This window comes from Mycetocola zhujimingii (genome assembly GCF_003065425.1).
In the GTDB taxonomy this organism is placed as follows: Bacteria; Actinomycetota; Actinomycetes; order Actinomycetales; family Microbacteriaceae; genus Mycetocola_A; species Mycetocola_A zhujimingii.
Genome location: NZ_CP026949.1, coordinates 26,586 through 49,683, shown reverse-complemented (window position 1 = coordinate 49,683; position 23,098 = coordinate 26,586). Strand labels below are relative to the sequence as shown.

Genomic DNA, 23,098 nt, shown 5'->3' with positions numbered 1-23,098 from the left:
GACGTGACAATCCACGGTCACGGCGAACCAGGCATCGCGGCTCTTGACTACGCCGTTGCTCTCGTCATGGTGGCCGCGGCGGCGCTGTATCTCGGCGGCCTCCGCGCTGCACGTGGTCAGGGTCGGAGCTGGCCGCTCTGGCGCACGGCGTGCTGGGTTGTGGGGCTTCTCGTCGTCACGGTCTCCATGATCGGACCGCTCGCAACCGCCGGACACGAGAGCTTCACCGCCCACATGCTTGGCCACCTCCTCGCCGGCATGGTCGCACCGATCTTTCTCGTCGTTGCCGCCCCGGTGACCCTCGCGTTGCGTGCCCTCGATGTTCGACAGGCGCGCCGCCTGTCGCGGCTGCTCCGGAGCCGCCCGGCCCGGTTCCTCGTGCACCCGGTGACGGCAGCCGTGATCAACGTCGGCAGTCTCTGGCTGCTCTACACAACGCAGTTGTACGAGCTGATGCAATCGAGCTCGTTCTTCCACCTCCTGGTCACGGCGCACTTCGTCATCGCCGGCTATCTCCTGGTCGCGTCACTCATCGGCGTCGACCCGAACCCCCACCGGGCGGGCTACCCGTTACGGGCTGTCGTCCTGGTGGCCGCCCTCGCCGGTCACGGCATCCTCTCCAAGTATCTGTACGCGCATCCGCCTGCCGGGGTTTCTCTCGCCGAAGCCCAGTCGGGCAGCGTGCTGATGTATTACGGCGGTGACGTTGCGGATGCCGCACTCATCGTGATCCTGTGCCTCCAGTGGTATCGCGCGGCAGGAAAGACGCGGGCGCTCGAGCCCGGAATGCGGGCCTCCGGCTAGGTCCGGGGCGGACCACTGCCCAGCGCCGCGCTCGCACACCGGGGCGCTGGACAAGCCGAATCGGACGTGGCACGATCGGGCGTGTGACCAGCAGTGCCGCCGAGAACCAGCGCATCGCCGACCTCGCAATTCTGCGTCGTGTGCGGGACCGGATCGATCGTGAGTACGCGAAGCCGCTCGATGTCGAGGGGCTCGCGAGGGGTGCGCACCTCTCGGCCGGGCACCTGAGCCGGCAGTTCCGACTCGCCTATGGCGTCTCCCCGTACTCGTATCTCATGACCCGTCGCATCGAACGGGCCATGGCGCTGCTGCGTAACAGTGACCTGAGCGTCACCGAGGTGTGCTTCAGCGTCGGATGCTCCTCGCTCGGCACATTCAGCACCCGATTCACCGAACTGGTGGGGGTTCCTCCGAGTGTCTATCGGCGCGAGCCCATCCACCCATCGGCCGGCCTGGCACCGTGTGTGGCCAAACAGGTGACGAGACCGGTCAGGAATCGAGAAGCACGGCCACGACAGCCGGAGCTAGCGTGACGATCATGAACATCACAATCCACCAATCATTCCTTCCCCAGACTGACCCTGACGCCTCGCTCGCCTTCTATCGTGACGTCCTCGGCTTCGAGGTTCGCAACGACGTCGGCTATGAAGACATGCGCTGGATCACTGTCGGACCGCCGAACCAGCCGGACACCTCGATCGTCCTGATGCCGCCGATCGCATCTCCGGACTTCACCGAAGATGAACGCCGGACGATTCTCGATCTCATTGCCAAGGGCAGCTACTTCGGCGTGAACCTCGCCACCACGGACCTGGACGACACCTTCGCGGCTCTCGAGGCTCGCGGCGCCGAAATCGTCCAGGAACCGACCGACCAGCCGTACGGCATCCGTGACTGCGCGTTCCGTGACCCCGCTGGCAACCTGATTCGCCTGCAGGAGCTTCGCTAGTGGCCGGGGATCAACACATCGCCGACGGGCACACCAGAATCCGGGTGCAGGGTGCCCGCGAGAACAACCTCAGGGACGTGAGTCTCGATCTTCCCAAGCGCCGCCTCACGGTGTTCACCGGGGTCTCCGGCTCCGGCAAGAGCTCCCTCGTCTTCAGCACAATCGCCGCGGAGTCGCAGCGGATGATCAATGAGACGTACAGCGCGTTTCTCCAGGGCTTCATGCCGAACCTCGCCCGGCCGGACGTCGATGTCCTCGAGGGACTCACGACGGCGATCATCGTCGACCAGGAAAGAATGGGCGCGAACGTCCGCTCCACGGTCGGCACGGCAACGGACGCGAATGCCCTGCTGCGGATACTCTTCAGCAAGGTGGGCCAGCCGCATGTTGGGCCACCACAGGCGTTCTCGTTCAACGTCGCCTCAATTTCGGGCGCTGGCGCTGTCACCCTCGAGCGCGGCGGCAAGACCATCAAGGAACGCCGTGACTTCTCCATCACGGGCGGCATGTGCCCGCGCTGCGAGGGCATGGGCACGGTCAACGACATCGACCTGACCCAGCTGTTCGACGACTCCAAATCGCTGGCCGACGGCGCCCTCACCATTCCGGGATACACCGCAGACGGCTGGATGGTGCGGATCTACTCGGAGTCGGGATTCGTCGATCCTCACAAGCCGATCCGCGAGTACACGACAAAGGAGCGCGACAACTTTCTGTACAAGGAGCAGACGAAGATCTCGCTCCAGTCGATGAACATGACCTACGAGGGGCTCATTCCCAAGATCAAGAAGTCGCTCCTCTCGAAGGACCGGGAGGCGATGCAGCCCCACATTCGGGCGTTTGTCGACAGGGCCGTCACGTTCACCACGTGCCCCGACTGTGGAGGCACCCGGCTCAACGAGGGCGCACGGTCGTCGCGCATCGACGGCGTCAATATTGCTGAGGCGTGTGCGATGCAGATCAGCGACCTCGCCGACTGGGTCCGCTCACTCGACGAGCCATCGGTTGCCCCCTTGCTCGGTGCACTCCAGCACATCTTCGACTCATTCGTGGAGATCGGCCTCGGCTATCTCTCGCTCGATCGACCCGCTGGCACACTCTCGGGTGGCGAGGCCCAGCGCACCAAGATGATCCGCCACCTGGGTTCGTCGCTCACCGACGTCACCTATGTTTTCGACGAGCCGACCATCGGGTTGCACCCCCACGACATCCAGCGGATGAATGAGTTGTTGCTGCGGCTCCGCGACAAGGGCAACACGGTTCTCGTGGTCGAGCACAAGCCCGAGATGATCGCGATCGCCGACCACATCGTCGACCTCGGCCCGGGAGCCGGATCGGCGGGCGGCGCTATCTGCTTCGAGGGCACTCTCGCTGACTTGCGCGCAAGCGATACCCTCACCGGCCGTCACCTCGCCGATCGGGTCGCACTCAAGGACGAGGTGCGGAGCGCAACGGGCACGCTGGAGATCAGGGGCGCGACCAGGCACAACCTCAAGAACGTGGACGTCGACATCCCCCTCGGCGTGCTCGTCGTGATGACCGGGGTTGCCGGTTCGGGCAAGAGTTCACTCGTGCACGGCTCGATTCCGCCCGGTGCCGGTGTGGTGTCCATCGACCAGGGCGCCATCAAGGGCTCGCGCCGCAGCAACCCGGCAACGTACACCGGGATGCTGGATCCGATCCGCAAGGCGTTCGCGAAGGCCAACGGCGTGAAGCCCGCCCTGTTCAGTTCCAACTCGGAGGGCGCGTGCCCCAACTGCAACGGGGCCGGCGTGATCTATACCGACCTCGGCATGATGGCGACTGTCGAATCGCCCTGTGAGGTGTGTGAGGGTAAGCGGTTCATGGCATCCGTTCTCGAATACACGCTCGGTGGGCGCGACATCAGCGAGGTGCTCGCGATGAGTGTGCTCGAGGCCGAGGAGTTCTTCGGATCGGGGGATGCCAGGACGCCGGCGGCACACGTGGTCCTCGAGCGGTTGTCCGACGTGGGGCTCGGCTACCTGAGCCTCGGCCAGCCGCTCACCACACTGTCGGGCGGTGAGCGGCAGCGGCTCAAGCTGGCGACCCAGATGGGCGAGAAGGGTGGGATCTACGTGCTCGACGAGCCGACAACCGGGTTGCACCTCGCCGACGTCGAGAATCTGCTCGGCCTGCTCGACCGGCTCGTCGACTCGGGCAAGAGCGTTATCGTCGTCGAACATCACCAGGCGGTGATGGCGCATGCAGACTGGATCATCGATCTCGGCCCCGGCGCGGGCCATGACGGCGGGCGGATCGTGTTCGAGGGCACGCCGGCTGACCTTGTCGCTCACCGCTCGACCCTCACCGGTGAGCACCTCGCGAGTTACGTCGGCGCCTGAGCCGCTCGAGCAGCCGCGTGCTGTTGACTGGGTGCGGCGAACCGATCGTCGTCACCCGCACCCTGTCGAACATCAACTGGCACTGACAGCTCGCCCTCATCGGTACCAGTTTCCGCAACAGCCCCGCCGAGCGCGGGCACTCGGAAGCAGGTCAACAGGAGCGCTGAATCCCAGCTGGTTGCGCTATCTTTCCTGAGCAAATGTCATTCACTCTTCTTTGATTTTCTGCATACGCGCGGTAGTGTTAGCGCAAACATTCATTTGCTCGGCAGCGAGGCGACGCACGAAACGCTTGGGGCCAGCATTCGATCCGTCCCGCCATCCGGGGCGGTATCTCTCAAAGAGGAGCGACAGATGACACCCAGGACTCGCTTCGCGCGTTTCACAGCCGTCACGGCTGTGGCGGCGATTTCCGCCTTCGGGCTTGCGGCCTGCAGCACCGAGGGGTCGAACACATCGGCCGGGTCTGACGGGCCCGTCAAGATCGAATACCTTCACCGCCTGCCCGATGGCGAAGGAATGACCCCGGTCAATGAGATCGTCGACCGGTGGAACGAGAAGAACCCCGACATCCAGGTGAAAGCGACGAAGTTCGACGGCGCAGCCACCGACATGATTCTGAAGCTCGAGACCGATGTTAAAGCCGGCAACGTCAGCTGCCTCGCCCAGGTCGGCTACTCCGAAGTGCCGCAGATGTTCGTCAAGGGCCTCGTCGAAGACGTTGCGGAGGAAGCTGACAAGTACGCCGACGACTTCTCTGCCGGCGCGTACGCGATGATGACCGTCGGCGACGCGGTAGTCGGGCTCCCGCAGGACACCGGCCCCCTCGTGTACTACTACAACGAGACGGCATTCACCGAGCTCGGCCTCACCGTTCCCACGACGCTCGACGAGCTCGGCGCCCAGGCCGCTACCGCAGCGGGTGCAGGCAAGTTCGCTGCCGCTTTCACTCCTGACGAAGCACTGTCCTGGCTGTCCGCCCAGTCCGCAGCGGCGGGCGATGTCTGGTTCGGTTCGACGGATGAGGGCTGGACAGTCGACTCGGAAGGCCCCGGAAGCCAGAAGGTCGCCGCATTCTGGCAGGGCCTCATCGACAACGACCAGACCCTCGTGACCGAGCGCTGGGGCGAAGGCTTCACCCAGGCCCTGAACGACGGATCACTCATCGGCCACGTCGGAGCAGCGTGGGAAGCAGGCTTCCTGCTCGACTCGCTCGACGGAACTCCCGCTGAAGGCCAGTGGCGCGTTGCGCAGCTCCCCGACTTCGGCGCAGGAGAGGTCACCGGCCCCGACGGCGGCTCGGGCGTCGCCGTCATGAAGGGCTGCGAGCACCCCGAGGAAGCTATGGAATTCAACGCGTGGTTCAACACGCAGACCGATGACCTCGCTTCACAGGGCCTCGTCATCGCGGCCAACGGCACACCCGAGACGAGTGAGAAGATGCTCCGCCAGTTCGGTGGACAGGATGTTCTCGCGGAACTGGCAACGGCGTCCGCGAACCTGAACCCCGAATTCGTCTACGCACCGGGCTTCGCCTCGCTGACCAAGATGAACGAGACAGCCTCGAACGTCGCGGGTGGATCTGCGACAGTCGCTGACATCTTCACGACAGCGAAGACCACAGCACTCGAGACCCTCGAAGACCTCGGGCTGCCGACCGCCAAGTGACGGTAACGACAGAATAAACACCGCGCCGGCGGACCACACATCATGTGGTCCGCCGGCCGTTCCTGGTTGAAGGAGACCACAGCTGATGACCATGACCACCCGCGCCGTTCCGGACAGCTCTCCACCCGACCGGAAACCCGCCGCCACCGCTCCGCGGCCGACCACGGTGAAACGCAAACGCCGTCTCGGCTCGCAGGCCATGACCGGCTGGCTGTTCATGGCACCATTCGCTGTTCTTTTCGTCGTCGTCTTCCTCGTCCCGATCGGAGTGTCGATCCGCTCGGCGCTCTTCTCGCAGAAACCGGGCGGCGACGGCCTGTACGGCGGCGGTGAAGTCGTCGACACTTTCGTCGGATTCGATAACTTCGCCCTCGCATTGGGGAGCGAGGTCTTCTGGCTGGGAATGGGAAGGGTGACGCTCTACGCGCTCTTCCAGATTCCCGTGATGATCGTCGCGGCGCTCGGCCTCGCGCTCCTCCTCGACTCCTTCATCGTGCGTCGGCCCACCGTCTTCCGCCTGGCCTTCTTCCTGCCATACGCGATCCCCGGGGTTATCGCCGCCATGATGTGGCTCTACCTCTACACCCCTGAGGTCTCCCCCTTCATGCAGTTGTTGCCCGAGGGAACTGACCTGATGGGCCCAGGCACCGTCCTGCTCTCGATGTCAAACATGACCACCTGGACGTACACGGGCTACAACATGCTCATCTTCCTCGCCGCGCTCCAGACCGTGCCGCGTGAACTCTACGAGGCAGCACGCCTCGATGGCGCAAGCGGCTGGCAGATCGCGATGAAGATCAAGGTTCCGCTCGTCCGCTCGGCCGCGCTCCTCGCCGTGCTTCTCTCGATCATCGGCACCGTGCAGCTGTTCAACGAACCGGTCGTCATGGAGGCAGCCAACCCCTGGATGGGTAAGGCATACACGCCGATGATGCTCACATACAACTCGATGATGGGCGCGATCTCGCCGTCGGGAACCGGCCCTGCCTCGGCATACTCGCTGCTGATGGCCGCGATCGCCGGAGCACTCGCCATCGTCTACGCGCTGCTGCAGCGTCGGAAGGGAGCAAGCGCGTGAGCGCCCTCATCACCACCCCGAAACCTCGCCGGGCCGCACCCGTCGCCGATCTCCCGCCGAAGTCCGTACTGCCGGGGCCGATCGCCCGGGTAGCCGGGATCGGCGCCCTCCTCCTCGCGAGCCTGTATTTCGTTGCACCCGTCGTGTGGGTGATGTTCGCCGCAACGAAGAACAACCGCGACCTGTCGTCGACGTTCGGGTTCTGGTTCGCCGACTGGAATCTCGTCACGAACTACGAAAGCCTGATGAGCTGGACCCAGGGCATGTTCTGGCAGTGGGTGGGCAACTCGGTCTTCTATTCGTTGTCTGCCGGCCTCATCGGAACCCTGTTCGCTGTCATGGCTGGATACGCCATCGCCAAGTTCGATTTCCCCGGCAAGCGGGTGGCGGTCGGCTTCATCATGGGAGGGCTACTCCTGCCCGTCGCCCTGCTGACCGTGCCCCTGTATCTCGAGTTCCAGGCGCTCGGCCTCGTCAATACGGCCTGGGCGATCATCATCCCGTCAGCGGTCTCGCCGTTCGGCGTCTTCCTGGCGATGGTCTACGCGGAGTCCTCGGTTCCCTCCGAGTTGCTTGAGGCCGCTCGCATCGACGGGGCGGGTGAAGCGCGCATCTTCTTCACCATTGTCCTGCGGCTTCTCGGACCGGCGATGGTGACCATCTTCCTGTTCGTCTTCGTGGCCACGTGGAACAACTTCCTGCTGCCGCTCCTGATGGTGTCATCGCAGGAACTCAAGCCTGTGACGCTCGGGCTGTTCGGGATGGTGAGTTATTTTGCGCCGGACAAGGGTGCCGTCATGCTCGGCGCCCTGCTCGGGGTCATTCCGCTCATCCTGCTCTTCTTCAGCCTGCAGCGGTTCTTCCAGTCCGGACTCGCCGCCGGAGCGGTGAAGGGCTGACCCGACCAATCGAAAGAGGCCCCGCGGCGTTGCGCCGCGGGGCCTCATTCGTTGTGTCTGACGCATTGCTGCCTGGAAGAGTTCCGTTCAGCAACCGCCGACCGTTACGAGCCGATGAACTCTTCGACCTCACCGAGCGACGCGCGGTCCCGAACTTCTACCGCGGTCCCAAGCCGGTCCAAGTCGAGGACGCGGACTTCGTTGTGTCCTTCGCGCCACAGCGGCGCAGGCGCGTAGAGCGTCTCCTGGGGCCCGACCGCCGAATAGCGCCCGATGAGGAATCCATTCACCCAGACCATGCCCCGAACACCACCGGGGAAGGCGAGCCAGGCATCCGCGGCCTCCTCCAGCTCGAGTTCGGCGCTCGCGAACCCGTCAGCGCCTGCTGCGCCGCCGACCACGACGCCGTCGAGCGGAAGTACGCGGTGGGTCCACCCGTGGATCAGTCGTCCACCGACGAGAACTCCCCCCAGGATGCCCTTGCGTTCGCCCAGCTTTGCTCCGTAGTTGATGCGACCGAGGCTCTCAACGACGATGGTGAGCACCGCCGACCGTGCGGGTCCGTCGAGAGGCACGCTCGTTTCGCCGTCACGCTCGAGAACGGCGATGCGTTCACCGTCGAGGAAGACAACGGCCCGATCGTGCAGGCCATCGATCGCGAGGACCGTCTCCCCTGGGAGGTGCACAGTGCTCTCGTAGGCCACAAGGCCGTCAGCGACGCCGAGGTCCTCGAACGTCAGTGGGCGAGGTTGGACCGGACCGGCCGACACCGAGCGCACGACGGCCATGAGGGATGCCTCCGGCACAAGCGGCAGCGATTCCGCTGGCTGGAAGCGTGGTTCGGCGGGGGGCTCAGGGAGCGGACCATCGTGGAATGGAGCGAACGACGTCCGGAGCGCCTCGAATTTCGCGGTGAGTCGCCCGTCCTCGGCGATCGGTGCGTCTGAGTCATAACTGGTGACGGTCGGCTGGAGCACGCCGTCCCAGTTGGCGCCACTCCACAGGCCAAAGTTCGTGCCGCCGTGGGCCATATACAGGCTGACGGATCCGCCCGCAGCCAGGAGTTCGTCGACGGTTGCTGCCGTGCTTGATGCCTCTCGCACGTGGTGCCGCTCTCCCCAGTGGTCGAACCAGCCGCCCCACAGCTCGCTGCAGAGGAGTGGGGTCGCCTCAGGCAGCAGGCTCTGCGCCGCCGGTACACCCGTGCCGAACGTGAACGTCGGCATCACGCCGTCGATGGAACCGTTCCTGACCATGTCGGCGGTTGTTCCATCGGCCGTTGTGAGAAGTTCAACGATGCCGTGCGCCCGTACGACGTCGCGCAGGTGCTCGAGGTATTCGCGATCCGATCCGAATGATCCGTATTCGTTTTCAATCTGGAAAGCCACGATCGGCCCACCGTGTGCCGCCTGGAGCGGTGCCAGTCGCGGCAGGAGGTGCTCGTACCAGGAATCCACCGACCGCAGGAACTCGGGGTCGCTGGTCCGGACGGCGAGCGTGCGCCCGGTAAGCCAGGTCGGCAGGCCCCCGTTTGACCATTCGGCGCAGATGTACGGGCTTGGACGCACGTAGACGTCGAGACCGATCTCTGCCGCGAGTCGAATGTATCCCTCGATGTCGCGCCACCCGTCGAAATCGGGCTCACCCTCCACCTGCTCGTGGAAGTTCCACGGAATGTAGGTGTCGACCGTGTTGGCGCCCATGGCGGCCAGGCGCCGCAGCCGGTCCTCCCACTGGTCTGGGTGCACCCGGAAGTAGTGGACCGAGCCGGAGAGCATCCGGTGCGGCCGCCCGTTCCTCAGGAGGACGTCGTCGCTGTACGTGAGGGCAGCTGGCGAGACGGTGACGTCCCGGGTGATGGTCGCACTCATGTACGGTCAGTCCTCCGATCGCGGGCAGGATCGCCCCCAAAGAATGTTTGCGTTAACATTACCGTGATTACCGCGACCAGCCGGTCGGCGGGTACGGGCGGAGTGAACGCTCACTACGATGGTGGGCATGCCACGTCGTTCACCGGAGGATCGGTCGCCAAGTCAGGTCGATGTCGCGCGCGCGGCCGGGGTCTCTGCACAGACCGTCTCCCGCGTGATCTCCGGTAATTCGAATGTGCGGCCCGAAACGGCCCGCCGCGTGATGACCGCTGTCGACGCCGTCGGCTACCGACTCCACGCGGCCGCCGCGTCTCTCGCCTCAGGTCGGACCCGCACCCTCGGGGTCATCCTCGTCTCGTCCGGGCGCTACTCGACGAGCGCGATCCTGCTCGGCGTCGAAGCCGTCGCTGCGGAGTCCGGGTACACCGTGACCACCGCGAGCGTTCCACAACACTCAGCGCCGGCCGCCTTCGTGGAGGCATTCGAGCGGCTGGAGCGCCAGGGCTCCGAAGGGATCGTCTTTCTCGCCCCGGTCGGCTACCTCGCCGAAGCCCTGGGAGCGCGCACCGAGCGCACGCCAACCGTCGGTCATCGCCAGTCAGACAGCACTGGGATCGATGCGCTCGTCGATCAGCGAGCCATAGCCCGCATGGCCACGGAATACCTGCTCGAGCTCGGCCACCGTTCGGTCTGGCACGTCTCCGGAGACGAGTTCTGGCAGGAATCAAAGGCTCGCCGCGAGGAGTGGGAAGCCGTCCTCGAAGAACACGGCATTACCCCACCCCCGGTTATTCCCGCCGACTGGTCGCCCGAGTCCGGCTACCGGGCAGGCCGAACCCTCGCAGCGATCCCCGACGCGACAGCGGTGTTTGTCTCCAGCGATGAGATGGCCTTCGGTGTGATTCGGGCACTGCACGAAGCGGGCCGCATCGTGCCTGACGAGATCTCCGTAGCCAGCGTCGACGACATAGCCCTCGCGGCATACGCTGCACCCGCGCTCACCACGGTTCGGCAGCCATTCGAACAGGTCGGTCGCGCCACAGCGACGCGGGTCATCGACATGATCGAAAAGCGCGAACCGGGTGCAACCGAAAGGTTGCACCCGGAACTCATCGTGCGTGCGTCCACAGCCCCACCGAAGCCGTGACCCGGCGCGACTAGTCTGCTGCGCCCCGGCGACGTCGCCCGGTTTGTACCAGAACCAATCCGAGTGCGCCGATGGCAAGCGCACCGACTCCGAGTGCGAGGCTTGGCCAGATCTCACCGCCGCCCGTGCGGCCAAGCGAATCGGATGTTCCCGACGCTCGACCCCCGGAGACTTCTCCGCTTCCGGACGCGTCGCCCAAACCTTCGCCGACCCCAGGCTCAACCGGAACGCCCGGCTCGCTCGGGACACCGGCCTCGGCAGGAACACCGGGCTCGGCTGGAACACCGGGCGCCGCGGCAACGGTCACGGTGACCGGTTCGGATGCCGCAAGCGCTCCACCCACCGACACCTCAAGTGTTCCGGTGTATGTGCCCGCCTCGGCGAACGAACGTGACGTGGTGCCGGTGTAGAGCGGGTTGATCGTCATGGCTGCAATGTCCGTCACTCCGGTCGAGGTCAACACGACCTCGGTGGCCTGCCCGTCATCCCAGCGCAGTAACGCGGCTACATCGGCGCTCGTGGTGTCAGGGGCGGCCACGTTCCAGCCGATCTGCACGGGTTGACCGAGTTCTCCTTCGATCACATCCACCGCCTGAGTGGCGAACGTTGACGCCGAGTCCGTCTGCGCCGCCGACACTGCCCAGTCCACCGTTGCGGTCGGGAAGAAGTTGATTCCCTGCACTGTCATCCGTGGCCCATGAGCGGCGACCCGGTCGAGGAAGCTCGCCTCGTCCTTCTCAGCCTCCGGAGTCCAGCCGGCCTCGGCCGTCGCGAGCAGCCTCGGGAACGTATAGAACTGCGCCTGGTCGACACCGCGAATGAACTCGCCCCAGAAGGCGGCCTCGACGCCGAGGACATCCTCCTCACCGATCCCGGCGACGTAGGTCGCTGGATTCCAGTCGTAGGCGTTCTCGATGGTGCATGGCCCCGGGCAGGCCCAGGTTCCGCCAACCGGCTGACGGGCGTCCTGCTTCTGCGGCATGTAGGCCTTTTCCGCCGGCGACATGATCACTTGCGCACCGCGCGTGTCCACCGCCTCACGGGTAGAGGCTCCGTCGCCCATCCACAACTGCACGACGGCGTCGTTCTCGGGGAGGGCGGTATCGGCATACTCGTTCCAGCCGACGACGGTCTTGCCGAGTTTCGCGACCTCCGCCGTCGCGAAGTCGACCATGGCCGCGTAATCCTCGCGGCTCGTCACGTGCGCCTCGTCCCCACCGATGTGCAGGTATTGCCCCGGCGTGAGCTCGGCGAGCTGCACCAGTACCTCCGTGATGAAGGTGTAGGTGTGCGGGTTGTCGGCGTCGAAGGTCGAGATGCCGACGTCGCCCGTGCCCTGAGCGGGCACGGTGAGCTCTCCCGGGGCGGGTTTCGGGTTGGAACCAGCCGAGTTGAGTTGCGGAATGGCGTGAAGGGCTGCGTTCGTGTGGCTCGGCATGTCGATCTCCGGAACCACGACCATGCCGTTGCGGCCGGCATACTCGACGATCTGAATGTAGTCGGCCTTGGTGTAGAACCCCGTGTGCCCGAGCTCGGTGCCCATGAGCTGGCCGTCGCGGTTGTACGTCATCGCCGTGGCGCCACTCACCTCGGTGAGGAGGCCGTAATCGATCCCTGAGGGGTTATCCGCGGGCGTGTCCATCGCGATTCGCCAGCCCTGGTCGTCGGTGAGATGGATGTGAAGCCTATTGATCTTCAGTGGCGCCGCACTGTCGATGAGACGTTTGACGTCATCGACAGAATAGAAACTCCGCGCTGTGTCCACCATCAGGCCCCGGTAGCCGAAACGCGGGTAGTCCTCGATCGAGACGAAGGGAACCGTCCAGGAGGTGCGCAGAGTGGTGTCGGACTCGACCCACCCCGGCAACAACTGGCGGAGAGTCTGGACGCCGTTGAGGGCACCCTCCGCGGTGTCGGCAGCAATCCCGACACCGTCTGCCGTGACGTCAAGCTGGTAGCCCTCCGCCTCGTGGCCCGCGGGCGCGTTGCCCGGTGCCACCTCAATCGAAATCATCGATCCCTCAGCATCGGCAACCACCGGCACCTCGAACCCCGTCGATGGACGCAGGATCTCTGCCAGGTACTCTGCCGCCGGGACCGCGTCTCCGATCGCTTCGATCCGCACCCCCTCGTCGAGCGTGAAGGTACCTTCCGTGCGCTCGACGGACACAGGCTGCGGGATGAGCGGCAGATCAGACTCCAGCCCGGCACCCACCAGCGTGTCGGGAGCCGCTGCGGCAGCCCCGAGAGGCACCACACCCAGGACGAGTGCGGCAGCGCTGACGGCGGCACCGATGTATCGAGATCTTCTGCGCATGCGGGGAACTCCTCATTGAGTGGGCGGATTGTGGCCAAGCTATTAGGGCCGAAATTTTCCGTCAACCATCCGACAAAATACGCTTCACCGAACTGCTCGAAACGGGCTCCTCGAGCCCTCATCAGCGACTCAGGCCGCGATCAGTCCAGCCGTTCCCTGTCAAAGTAATCAGAGTTCAAACACGGATTTGGTATACCCCCTGGGGTATCTTACGTTGGGTTCAGGTACCCCGCCGGGTGCCCGAATACCGAGGGAGAATCCAAACGATGTGCCGAGCTGTGACCTGCAAGACCTGCGGAAAGACGACATGGGCGGGCTGCGGTCAGCACGTCGATGCGGTCATGGTTGGCGTGCCACGCGCTGACCGATGCCAGGGTCACGAGAACACGCCGAGCTCAGGCGGGTTCTTCGCACGCCTTTTCGGCCGCTAAGCGGAGCGGGACCGTTATGAAGATTGTCATCGTCGGAGGTGTCGCGGGCGGGATGTCCGCTGCAACCCGCCTGCGCCGTCTCGATGAGAGCGCGGAGATCGTCGTGTTTGAGCGCGGGCCTTACGTCTCGTTCGCCAACTGCGGGCTGCCGTACTACGTCGGTGGGATCATCGAGGATCGCGAGAGCCTCCTCCTCCAGACTCCCGCCTCACTCGCCGCGCGTTTTCGCCTCGACGCACGGGTACTCCAGGAAGTCACGCGGATCGATCGCGAATCCAGAACCGTTGAGGTCACAGGCGTCCGCGACGGTGTCACCCATACGGAGCCGTACGACGTACTGATCCTCGCTGCGGGCGCAACGGTGACCGGCACTCTCCCCGGAAACGACATCCCGGTCCACACACTGCGAACCATCGATGATGTGGATGCCATCACCACGGTTCTCGATGAGGCCGGCGACAGCGCGCGCGCTGTCATCATGGGCGCCGGATTCATCGGGCTCGAAGCCGTCGAGAACCTCGTCGCCAGAGGACTCGCCGTGACCCTCGTCCAGCGCGGACCCCGTCCGCTGTCCCCCCTCGATCCTGAGATGGCCGCCCCAGTCATCGACGCCCTCCGCGACCACGGTGTCGACCTGCGCGTTCACACCACGGTCACCGATATCCGCGCCGGCATGGTGCACCTCGACGACGGAACCGCCGTCGCCGCCGACCTCATCATCGACGCGCGGGGCGTGCGACCCGACTCATCCCTCGCTCGCGACGCCGGCATTGCCATCGGGGCCAGCGGCGGCATCGTCGTCGATGAATTCCAGCGCACGAGCGACCCCTCGATCTACGCGGTCGGCGACGCCGTCGAGAAAACTGATGGCATCGACCATGGCGCAACGCTCGTGACGATGGCAGGCCTCGCCAACCGCCACGGCAGGACCGCCGCAGATGCCATCGCGGGCGTCGCCGAACCGAGCGTTCCCGCGTTCGGCGCATCGATCGTCGGACTCTTCGGCCTCACCATCGCGATGATCGGCTGGAGCGAGACCCGACTGCTCGCCGCAGGCCGGCCGCACCGCGTCATCCACACGCATCCGTCATCGCACGCTGGCTACTATCCCGGCGCCGAACAAATGTCGATGAAGCTCCTCGTCGACGCTGAAACGGATGCCATCCTCGGCGCCCAGATCGTCGGTGGGTCCGGCGTCGACAAGCGAATCGACGTCATCGCCACGGCGATGGCCGGCGGCCTGACAGCGTCCCAGCTGTCGCGGCTGGAACTCGCGTACGCGCCCCAGTTCGGCTCGGCGAAGGATGCCGTCAACATGGCGGGCTACGTCGCCGACAACCTCGCAACGGGGGCCACCCGCAGTGTCCAGTGGCACGAACTGGATGACGCGGTTTCGGCCGGAGCGACCCTGATCGACGTTCGCTCCGCGGGCGAATTCGACCGGGGCGGCATCCCCGGGGCGATCAACCTGCCCCTCGACGAGATCCGTGAACGCGCTGCTGAACTGCCGGATGCTCCGATCATCGTCCACTGCCAGGTCGGGCAGCGCGGGCACACCGCATCGCGGCTCCTCAGTCAGCTCGGCCACGACGTACGTAACCTCGATGGCGGCTACCGCACCTGGCTGGCCGGAACGGCATCCACGTCGCCAAAGACCGGCGCACACCGCACACCTCCCGCTACCCCATTCGCGTAAGGACACCATGTCGACACCCACCGCACCCGTTCCCGCCGAAACTGCCGCTGACAGCCAGAAAAAGGTGCTGAACCGGCTCAAGCGCGCGCAGGGACAGCTGTCATCGGTCATCGCTGCCGTCGAGTCCGGGTCCGAGTGCCGTGACGTCGTCATCCAGCTCGCCGCAGTCTCAAAGGCTCTCGACCGTGCAGGCTTCACCATCGTGTCATCAGCGATGAAGGATTGCGTCAGTGGCACGGGTGAGAAGAGCGACCCGATGACGGTCGACGAGCTGGAGAAGCTCTTCCTGACGCTCGCCTGACCTCCATCCCGAATGCACGAAGCGCCGACCGGGTGTTGATCCGGCCGGCGCTTCGTTGGTGAGCGGTCTTAGTTGTATTGCTTCCAGACCGTCGCGATAAGGATGTTGGCGACGGCCAGGCCGCCGAGTGCGGGGATGACCCAGCTGGCAAGCACGTCGCGCTTTTTGTTCATGAAGGCGATCACGAAGATGGCGATGAGCACAACGAGTTTGACGGTGATCTTGAGGTTGTTGACCTCGTGTCCGAGCGGGTACTGGAGTCCGACCAGGAGAACACCGGTAACGAGCAGCAGCCAGGCGCCGTGCATGATGGCCGGGATGATGCGCGTCTTGCCGAGCTTGATCTGAGAGATCTGCACCAGAACACCGCCGAGCAGGCTGGCTACGCCGATGATGTGGAATGCGAGTATGACGTTCTTCAGAATCTCCATGGTCCCGATGTTATCGACACTGTGTCGATAAGACGAATCCGGCGAGCGCGGGCGTCGGTCGAACTGTGGCGGAGGCCGTCGTCAGGCGCGAATACCGGAATCGAGCATCGTGTTGATGGCGGTGGTGACCTCCTGAGCCGGAACACCGTGGCCGACCAGCTGAACGCCGGAGTTGATCATGCCCTGAACGAGCATGGCTGTCGTCGCGGCATCCGGAATCTGCATCTCCTCGAGCAGGGTACGGAGCGGCGCAAGCAGTATGTCGTGCATCGCCATGATGGCGTCGCGGCTCTTCGGTGAGAGATCGGCGTCGCGAAGCCCCGTCGCGAGGGAGTGCTTGCCGTCTGCCGTCATCCGCATTGTGGCCTCGACGTAGGCATGAAGGCGGTCGGCACCGGCTGGCACCGCCGCGGTGGCGGTCTCGAGCTCAGCGACCCACTCATCGAACGCCTGGACGGCGATCGCGGCGAGGAGATCGTCTCTCGAGGGGAAGTACTCGTAGAAGCTGGAGCGAGACAGCCCCGCCCGCTCTCCGACCGAACGCGGAGTGACGCCCGCGATACCCTCGTCACCGATGATCGCCTCGGCGGCATCGAGGAGAGCACGACGCTGATGGATACGGTGTTCCACAACGGTCGGGGCGGTGATCTTGGGCATGGGGACATTATCCACGTGCGAGCGGTGTGGGGTCCCGGATCGCATTGCCCCAGCCAATTCTCGCCGTGACACCATTTTTCCCTTGACGTGACACCATCGTGGTGTCAGACTGACGCCATGGAACTTGGGCCCTACGTCACTGACCTCCAACGCCAGCTGGTGGATGCCGCCGCGAACGGTGCGGAAGACACCCGCGCCGTGGCCGAGCGGCTTGCCGCTGGCCTGGACTCAGCGACGCGGCTCGTGCTCCTCGAGGCACTCTCTGCCGCCGTCGGCGAGATCACCCGCGATCTCGCCCCCGGATCGGTTGATCTGCGCCTGCGCGGGCGCGACGTCGAGTTCGTCGTCACGCAACCAACACCGGAGCCCGAGACCGACGATCGCGTACTCGCGGCGGTCGATCTCGATGACACAAGCACCTCCCGCACCACTCTTCGCCTGCCGGACGCTCTCAAGGCTCGGGTAGACGAGGCGGCAGCGGCCGACGGTCTGTCGGTCAATACCTGGCTGGTCCGCGCGGTTGCCGCCGCCCTTGCCCCCAAACAACGACGAAACGCACAGCGAACGCTGCGCACCGGCGACAACTTCGCCGGCTGGGCGCGGTAACCGGCCCGGCTCACCACATTTGATCCCCGTGACACCACGGGGCCCGACAAGCACGCCCAGAGAAAGGGAGGCGCACGCATGCCCAGATTCGCCACACCACACACCATAGACCTCGCCATCAAGCTGCCGGTCGGCGAAATCACCGTCGTCGCAAGCGACCGCGAAGACACCGTCGTGACGGCGTCCCCGACGAACCCCGCCAAAGCCGTTGACCGCCGGGGCGCCGAGGAGACGAAGATCGACTTCGACGGGCAACGCCTGACGGTGACCGGACCGAAGCCCAGGCTCAGCTTCATCGGGCCGACCGAGTCCATCGACCTGATCGTCGAGCTGCCGGCGGGCTCACGGCTCACCGCCGACATCTCGGTCGGCAACCTGAACTCACGGGGCCGCCTCGGCGCCACCCGGGTCAAAGCATCGACGGGCGCCGTCGACCTGGAGCAGACGGGTGACCTGTGGCTGCGCGCCGGACACGGCAATACGACGGTGGGAACCGTCGACGGCGGCGCCGAAATCACCGCAGATCACGGCCAGATCCGCGTCCGCACCGTGACCGGCGACGCGTTGCTCAAATCGTCCCACGGCAATATCAGGGTCGCTGAATCCGGCGGTGAACTCGAGGCGAAGCTCTCGTACGGTGACCTCGAGATCGAGAGGGCCCTGGGGTCGGTGACCGCGAAGACCGCGTACGGCGCTATCGAACTGCGCGAGGTCTCCAGTGGCTCGATCCAGGTCGAGAGCGGATTCGGCCAGATCTCCATCGGCGTCCGTGACGGCATCCCCGCCTGGCTTGATGCGTCGTCAAGGGACGGACGCGTGCGCAGCGATCTCGACAGTGACGCCGCACCAGACACATCCGAACAAACCGTCGCGGTGCGCGCGCGGACCCAGTTCGGCAACATCACCATCCAACGCGCCCGATGAAGCCGGGCTGATTCGAAGGGAACATCCCAATGAAGAACGCAAGGAACACCGCAGGGAACACGCCAGCTATCCATGTCACCGGACTCCGAAAGTCCTACGGCGACAAAGTCGTCCTCGACGACGTCAGCCTCTCCGTTCAGGCGGGGACCGTCACCGCACTGCTCGGCCCAAACGGGGCTGGCAAGACAACGGCAGTACACATCCTGTCGACTCTCATCAGGCCAGACGGAGGCTCGGCATCCGTCAACGGATTCGACATCGTTCGCCAGCAGGACGGCGTCCGTGCCTCGATCGGCCTGACCGGGCAGTTCTCCGCGGTCGACGGGTTGCTCACCGGCGAGGAGAACCTCCTGCTGATGGCCCGCCTGCGCCACCTTGGCCCAACACGCTCAAAAGCCCGGGTGGCCGAGCTGCTCGAGCAGTTCGATCTGGTCGAGGCGGCGCGCAAGCCTCTCGCCACCTACTCGGGAGGGATGCGGCGGCGGCTTGACCTCGCCATGACCCTGGTCTCAACGCCGAGCGTGATCTTCCTCGACGAACCAACGACCGGCCTCGATCCCCGCAGCCGCCACACCATGTGGGACATCGTCAGAGGGCTGGTAACCGAGGGCACGACGGTACTGCTCACCACCCAGTACCTCGATGAGGCCGACGAGCTGGCACACCGGGTCGCCGTACTCGACGGCGGCCGGATCGTCGCCGATGGAACCCCCGAGGAACTCAAGCGCCTCGTCCCCGGCGGGCACGTCCAGCTTCGATTCGCGGATGTCGAAGCACTGGATGCCGCTTCCGGCATATTCGCGGGAGCGGAACGCGACGACGCAGCCCTGGCTCTGAGTGTGCCGAGTACGGGCGGCATACGAACCTTGCGAACCATCCTGGACCGCCTCGATGCGGCTCACGTCGACGTTGACGACCTCAGTATCACCACCCCTGACCTCGATGACGTGTTCTTCGCCCTGACCGGGAAGAGGGAACAAGCCAGCCGGGCCACGTCGAAAGGAACGGTCTCATGACCACAGTCACCGCACAGCGCCCGGCCACGGGCCCCGCCACTGGCATCCGCCGCCAATCGCACATCATCGCCGATTCGGTGACGATGCTGCGGCGCAACCTGCTGCACATGGTTCGCTACCCGGGCCTGTCTCTATTCACGATCCTCGGGCCGGTCATTGCACTGCTGCTCGTGGTGTTCGTGTTCGGCGGCACTCTCGGAGCCGGCCTGCCCGGTGCCGACCCCGCTGCCGCTCGCGAGGCATACACCGCCTACGTCGTGCCTGGCATCCTGCTGATCACGATCAGCGGAGCAACGACGGGAGCCGCCATCACCGTCTCGATGGACATGATTGAGGGAATCACGGCACGATTCCGCACCATGGCGATCTCCCGGTCGGCTGTGCTCGCCGGGCACGTGCTCGGCAACACCATCCAGGCCATGATTGCCGTTGCGCTCGTGCTCGGGGTCGCTGTGCTGATCGGGTTCCGGCCGACGGCGGGACCCGTCGAATGGCTGGCCGTCGCAGGCCTGATCGTCCTCATCTCCTATTCACTCTGCTGGCTCGGAGTGGCGATGGGGATGCAGGCCAAGTCGGTCGAGACGGCGAGCAATCTGCCACTCATCCTGACCATCCTGCCGATGCTCGGAAGCGGCTTCGTTCCGACCGAGTCAATGCCGGCCGGGCTGCAGTGGTTTGCCGAGTACCAGCCGTTCACGCCGTTCATTGAGACGGTGCGGGGTCTGCTGCTCGGTACTCCGCTCGGCTGGAACCCAGCACTGGCGATCGGGTGGTGCGTCGTCATCGCGGTCGTCGGGTACGTCTGGTCGATGACGATCTACGAGCGCAAGTCGGTGCGCTGACCCGGTCGGTCGCCGCAGGGGGTGGTCGCGATCACGTCGCGGCCGCCCCCTGCTGTGCGAGTGGCTCGGGGTGCCCTCACAGCGCAGCGGCATTGCCTGCGACGCCAAAAAGGGTCAAACTTCTCGAGAAACTCCCGCCGTTTCTGGCCGAGCAACGGTGCCTCCGACCATCTCTGGCCGAGCAACGAGGGCACCCTGGGGCGCAACGCGCGGGTCGGCACACTCACCGCTCCAGAGCGGACCGGTCGTCGAGGTAACCGCGCACCCGGCGGAAGCGGATGACCCAGAACGGGACCGACGCAAGCAGCACGATGGCGATGGCCCCGAGAAAAATCACGTCGAAGCCGAGAAATCCAGTGTTCCCGGATGCAAGAGAGGCAACACGCAGCGCGCTTAGGCCGATAAACAGGAGCACGCTCTGGGCCGCCTGAAACGGCAGGAAGCTCACGACCATGCCGGCGTATCTGATGGCCACCTCGGTCTCGGCGGGGTCGAGCTCAATACTCTGACCCTTCCACACCACGCCGACGATCTTCTTCTGCCGCTCCACGTCATTCGAGAAGAGGGGAGGCACGCGCCGAACCAGCGGCAGGTAAATGCCAAGGCACACGCCGCTTGAGACAATGGCCGCGATGGCCACCGCGAGCGCGACGACACCCAGCAGGGTCGAGTCGCCTGACAAGTCGTCAAGAAGCAGAACGCCGACAAGACTCACCGCGAGGGCAACGATGAAGGAGAGCAGGATTCGGCGCCACTTGCGACGAAGGCTGGCGGGAGCGAGGTCCCCCTGCGTCAGTTCTTCGGGTTCAGTCTGAGCGATCCGACGACGGATCGTCTCGCCGAGCCAGATACCCAGACCCGCAAAGAGGACGGAACTCAGGATCGCGAGGGCAGCAACCCACACCGGCAGGGCGCCCGCTGCGGCGACAACGACAACGGCTGCAGCGCTTGCCACTTCCACCACAGCGACCCCGAGTACGAACCGCACAAACCAGGTCCGGCCACGAGCCGTTCGGGGATCCACGTTCCAGCTCGCGACAACGGTGCCGGCGAGAACCGGGGCGAGGCCGAGCGTTGCGGCCCCAAATATCGCCAGCCAATGCACCCCGTCGGGTGCGTCGTCCAGGTTGAGCGCCACGAGCAGGCCGACGCCTACGGGGGTGCACAGGGCAAGGAGCAGGCCGGCGGATGCGACGACCATCGTCAGTGCAGCGCGCGTTCCTCGACGGTTCATTGGCCCACTCCCTTGATGAGGAGCTCGCGCCGCGGTAGCACCAGCGCCGTCGCTCTTGGACTGAAGACTAGCGAAACGCCACAGTGTGGGAGCGGGCGGGCGGGCGAGCCGTGCCCTGCGACGACACAAAGGGTCGCACTTCTCGAGAAATCCCAGCCGTTTCCGACCGAGCAGCGGTCACTCCAGCCATTTCTGTCCGAGCAACGACACTCCCGGAAACCCCCGGCAGAAACGAAAAAGGCCACCGGGATCCGGTGGCCTTTTGCCGATCAAACTCACTGTGCGCGAGGGGGGACTTGAACCCCCACGCCCTTTCGAGCACTGGCACCTGAAGCCAGCGCGTCTGCCAATTCCGCCACTCGCGCAGTGTTGCGACATGCACGCATGTCAACTCAGCGAGATTAGCATGGCACGCGCACGAACTCCATTCGAGGCCTCGCGCACGGCGAGCAAACGGTACTGTAATCGACGCGCATGTGCCAGCGGATGCCGCCGTGACACCCGTTCCGGTGCCACTCTCAGCCCCGACCACTAACATGTGCATAGCTATTTGACGCGATCGGGAGACCTGTGGGCATTCTGGACAACTTCGAGAAAGGTCTCGAACGTGCCGTAAACGGTGCGTTCGCCAAGACCTTCCGTTCGGGGCTTCAGCCGGTCGAGATCACGTCCGCTCTCAAGCGCGAACTCGACACCAAGGCGGCCGTCGTAAGCCGTGAGCGCATCCTCGCGCCCAACCAGTTCGTCGTGAGCATGTCACCGTCCGACTACGAGCGGATGACCGGAATCGGGCCCGCTCTCATCGACGAACTCACGAGCCTCGTCCAGAAGCACGCGAAAAACCAGGGCTATCAATTTGCCGGTGGCGTCAGCATCCGTTTGACGGCTGATTCATCACTCAGCGACGGGATGCTCCAGGTCGACTCGGTCAACGTCAAAGGCCAGGTGTCGTGGACACCGGTCCTCGATATCGGTGGCAAGCGTTACCCGATCGAGAAAAGCCGCACAATCATTGGGCGCGGAAGCGATGCCGACATCACGATCGATGACGCGGGGACGAGCCGCAAGCACGTCGAAATCCTCTGGGACGGCGAGCGCGCACAGGCCCGTGACCTTGGCTCGACGAACGGCTCGACCCTCAACGGCCAGGCCTTCAGCCAGGCCGTGCTCGAGCCCGACTCGGTCGTACAGATCGGTCGAACGCGTATTGTGTTCCGAGTGTTGGCACAGGCAACGACCCGAAATTCAGCGATGGAACCCGAAGATTCAACGCGGGCTTACGACGCCGGCGACGGATTTTGGGGGCCTGCGCGGTGAGTGAACTCACTCTGCTGGTCCTTCGGATCGGCTTCCTTGTGCTGCTGTGGCTCTTCGTCTTTGCCATCGTCTACGCGCTGCGCTCCGATCTCTTCGGCCAGACGCCGCGCAAGACCCCCGCGGCAGCAGCAGGCGCATCCCCCGCTCCGGTACAGAACTCCGCGCCTCGCGCTCCGGTCGTTCCGCCACGGGCTGCGACGGCACCACCCTCGCTGCCTCCCCAGCCTCGCAAGAACGAGAAGGCGACGATCCACAACGTCAGCCGACTCGTGATCACCGCCGGCCCCAAGGAGGGACTCGAAGTCTCCCTTGGCCGCGATCCGCTCACCATCGGTCGTGCGCCGGACTCCGGGCTCGTGATCCGCGATGACTACACCTCAACCCACCACGCCAAACTCCTGCTCTGGAATGAAGACTGGATGATCCAGGACCTGGATTCAACCAACGGCACATTCCTCGGCGGCAAGCGCATCAGTGCACCGACGCAGATCACTCTCGGCACCCCGATCAAGGTCGGCGCGACCAGTTTCGAACTGCGGCGGTAGAC

General features: G+C 65.0%; 22 protein-coding genes and 1 tRNA gene. 17 read left to right on the top strand and 6 right to left on the bottom strand.

The features are described 5' to 3' along the window. The first annotated feature begins 3 nt into the window (after nt 1–3). The 7 genes from C3E77_RS00240 (at nt 4) to C3E77_RS00210 (ending at nt 7,761) form a co-directional block, all read left to right on the top strand. Entirely contained in the window at nt 4–804 is an 801-nt protein-coding gene (locus C3E77_RS00240) for a cytochrome c oxidase assembly protein (RefSeq protein WP_234031238.1), read from the top strand. An 83-nt stretch (nt 805–887) separates the two neighbouring features. Further along, a complete protein-coding gene (locus tag C3E77_RS00235) occupies nt 888–1,337 on the top strand; it encodes a helix-turn-helix transcriptional regulator (RefSeq protein WP_108389815.1) in 450 nt (149 codons plus the stop codon). Between the two features lie 5 nt (nt 1,338–1,342). Then, on the top strand, nt 1,343–1,753 hold the full coding sequence (locus tag C3E77_RS00230) for a VOC family protein (RefSeq protein WP_108392842.1): 411 nt from the start codon (nt 1,343–1,345) through the stop codon (nt 1,751–1,753). Beyond that, nucleotides 1,753–4,116, top strand: coding sequence for an ATP-binding cassette domain-containing protein (locus C3E77_RS00225; protein WP_108389814.1), 2,364 nt, complete (start codon nt 1,753–1,755; stop codon nt 4,114–4,116). Before C3E77_RS00230 ends, C3E77_RS00225 begins: the two co-directional genes overlap by 1 nt. Before the next feature lie 354 nt (nt 4,117–4,470). Next, a complete protein-coding gene (locus C3E77_RS00220) occupies nt 4,471–5,784 on the top strand; it encodes an ABC transporter substrate-binding protein (RefSeq protein ID WP_108389813.1) in 1,314 nt (437 codons plus the stop codon). Nucleotides 5,785–5,869: 85 nt separating this feature from the next. After that, nucleotides 5,870–6,862 carry a carbohydrate ABC transporter permease gene (locus tag C3E77_RS00215; RefSeq protein WP_234031237.1) on the top strand — a complete coding sequence of 331 codons (993 nt, stop codon included), beginning with the start codon at nt 5,870–5,872 and terminating at the stop codon, nt 6,860–6,862. Beyond that, complete coding sequence (locus C3E77_RS00210; RefSeq protein ID WP_108389812.1) at nt 6,859–7,761, top strand: carbohydrate ABC transporter permease; 903 nt, start codon at nt 6,859–6,861, stop codon at nt 7,759–7,761. Before C3E77_RS00215 ends, C3E77_RS00210 begins: the two co-directional genes overlap by 4 nt. A 104-nt stretch (nt 7,762–7,865) precedes the next feature. Here C3E77_RS00210 and C3E77_RS00205 read toward each other — a convergent pair whose 3' ends face one another. After that, nucleotides 7,866–9,632, bottom strand: coding sequence for a glycoside hydrolase family 35 protein (locus C3E77_RS00205; RefSeq protein ID WP_108389811.1), 1,767 nt, complete (start codon nt 9,630–9,632; stop codon nt 7,866–7,868). Nucleotides 9,633–9,759: 127 nt separating this feature from the next. On the opposite strand from C3E77_RS00205, the gene C3E77_RS00200 reads away from it, so the two are divergent. Beyond that, nucleotides 9,760–10,779 (top strand): LacI family DNA-binding transcriptional regulator, encoded by a 1,020-nt coding sequence (locus C3E77_RS00200; RefSeq protein ID WP_108392838.1) that lies wholly within the window; start codon nt 9,760–9,762, stop codon nt 10,777–10,779. A 10-nt stretch (nt 10,780–10,789) separates the two neighbouring features. On the opposite strand, the gene C3E77_RS00195 is transcribed toward C3E77_RS00200, so the two are convergent. Further along, nucleotides 10,790–13,096 carry a beta-N-acetylhexosaminidase gene (locus tag C3E77_RS00195; RefSeq protein ID WP_108389810.1) on the bottom strand — a complete coding sequence of 769 codons (2,307 nt, stop codon included), beginning with the start codon at nt 13,094–13,096 and terminating at the stop codon, nt 10,790–10,792. A gap of 266 nt (nt 13,097–13,362) precedes the next feature. On the opposite strand from C3E77_RS00195, the gene C3E77_RS15840 reads away from it, so the two are divergent. From C3E77_RS15840 to C3E77_RS00185, 3 genes are read left to right on the top strand one after another with little or no spacing between them, the layout of a single operon-like run. Beyond that, complete coding sequence (locus tag C3E77_RS15840) at nt 13,363–13,527, top strand: DUF8730 family Cys-rich protein (protein WP_522731625.1); 165 nt, start codon at nt 13,363–13,365, stop codon at nt 13,525–13,527. Nucleotides 13,528–13,543: 16 nt separating this feature from the next. Then, nucleotides 13,544–15,223 (top strand): FAD-dependent oxidoreductase, encoded by a 1,680-nt coding sequence (locus C3E77_RS00190; protein ID WP_108389809.1) that lies wholly within the window; start codon nt 13,544–13,546, stop codon nt 15,221–15,223. A gap of 7 nt (nt 15,224–15,230) precedes the next feature. Beyond that, nucleotides 15,231–15,524, top strand: coding sequence for a metal-sensitive transcriptional regulator (locus C3E77_RS00185; protein WP_108389808.1), 294 nt, complete (start codon nt 15,231–15,233; stop codon nt 15,522–15,524). A 68-nt stretch (nt 15,525–15,592) separates the two neighbouring features. On the opposite strand, the gene C3E77_RS00180 is transcribed toward C3E77_RS00185, so the two are convergent. Next, complete coding sequence (locus C3E77_RS00180) at nt 15,593–15,955, bottom strand: hypothetical protein (RefSeq protein ID WP_108389807.1); 363 nt, start codon at nt 15,953–15,955, stop codon at nt 15,593–15,595. 81 nt (nt 15,956–16,036) lie between these two features. Continuing rightward, a complete protein-coding gene (locus C3E77_RS00175) occupies nt 16,037–16,612 on the bottom strand; it encodes a TetR/AcrR family transcriptional regulator (RefSeq protein WP_108389806.1) in 576 nt (191 codons plus the stop codon). A 117-nt stretch (nt 16,613–16,729) separates the two neighbouring features. Here C3E77_RS00175 and C3E77_RS00170 point away from each other — a divergent pair, with 117 nt between their 5' ends. The 4 genes from C3E77_RS00170 (at nt 16,730) to C3E77_RS00155 (ending at nt 20,000) form a co-directional block, all read left to right on the top strand. Continuing rightward, entirely contained in the window at nt 16,730–17,218 is a 489-nt protein-coding gene (locus C3E77_RS00170; protein WP_108389805.1) for a toxin-antitoxin system HicB family antitoxin, read from the top strand. A 78-nt stretch (nt 17,219–17,296) separates the two neighbouring features. After that, nucleotides 17,297–18,142 carry a DUF4097 family beta strand repeat-containing protein gene (locus C3E77_RS00165; protein ID WP_108389804.1) on the top strand — a complete coding sequence of 282 codons (846 nt, stop codon included), beginning with the start codon at nt 17,297–17,299 and terminating at the stop codon, nt 18,140–18,142. A 29-nt stretch (nt 18,143–18,171) separates the two neighbouring features. Next, nucleotides 18,172–19,158 (top strand): efflux ABC transporter ATPase subunit, DrrA-related, encoded by a 987-nt coding sequence (locus tag C3E77_RS00160; protein WP_108389803.1) that lies wholly within the window; start codon nt 18,172–18,174, stop codon nt 19,156–19,158. Beyond that, a complete protein-coding gene (locus C3E77_RS00155) occupies nt 19,155–20,000 on the top strand; it encodes an ABC transporter permease (RefSeq protein WP_108389802.1) in 846 nt (281 codons plus the stop codon). Before C3E77_RS00160 ends, C3E77_RS00155 begins: the two co-directional genes overlap by 4 nt. Nucleotides 20,001–20,223: 223 nt before the next feature. Here the strand turns inward: C3E77_RS00155 and C3E77_RS00150 are convergent, their stop codons facing one another. Next, nucleotides 20,224–21,234, bottom strand: a complete 1,011-nt coding sequence (locus tag C3E77_RS00150; RefSeq protein WP_108389801.1) for a hypothetical protein — start codon at nt 21,232–21,234, stop codon at nt 20,224–20,226. Between the two features lie 281 nt (nt 21,235–21,515). Continuing rightward, nucleotides 21,516–21,599 (bottom strand) — tRNA-Leu (locus C3E77_RS00145). 205 nt (nt 21,600–21,804) lie between these two features. Here C3E77_RS00145 and C3E77_RS00140 point away from each other — a divergent pair. Both C3E77_RS00140 and C3E77_RS00135 read left to right on the top strand, forming a co-directional pair. Then, a complete protein-coding gene (locus C3E77_RS00140; RefSeq protein WP_108389800.1) occupies nt 21,805–22,551 on the top strand; it encodes an FHA domain-containing protein in 747 nt (248 codons plus the stop codon). Beyond that, entirely contained in the window at nt 22,548–23,096 is a 549-nt protein-coding gene (locus C3E77_RS00135) for an FHA domain-containing protein FhaB/FipA (protein ID WP_108389799.1), read from the top strand. The genes C3E77_RS00140 and C3E77_RS00135 overlap by 4 nt, the downstream gene beginning before the upstream one ends. The last annotated feature ends 2 nt before the right edge of the window (nt 23,097–23,098 follow it).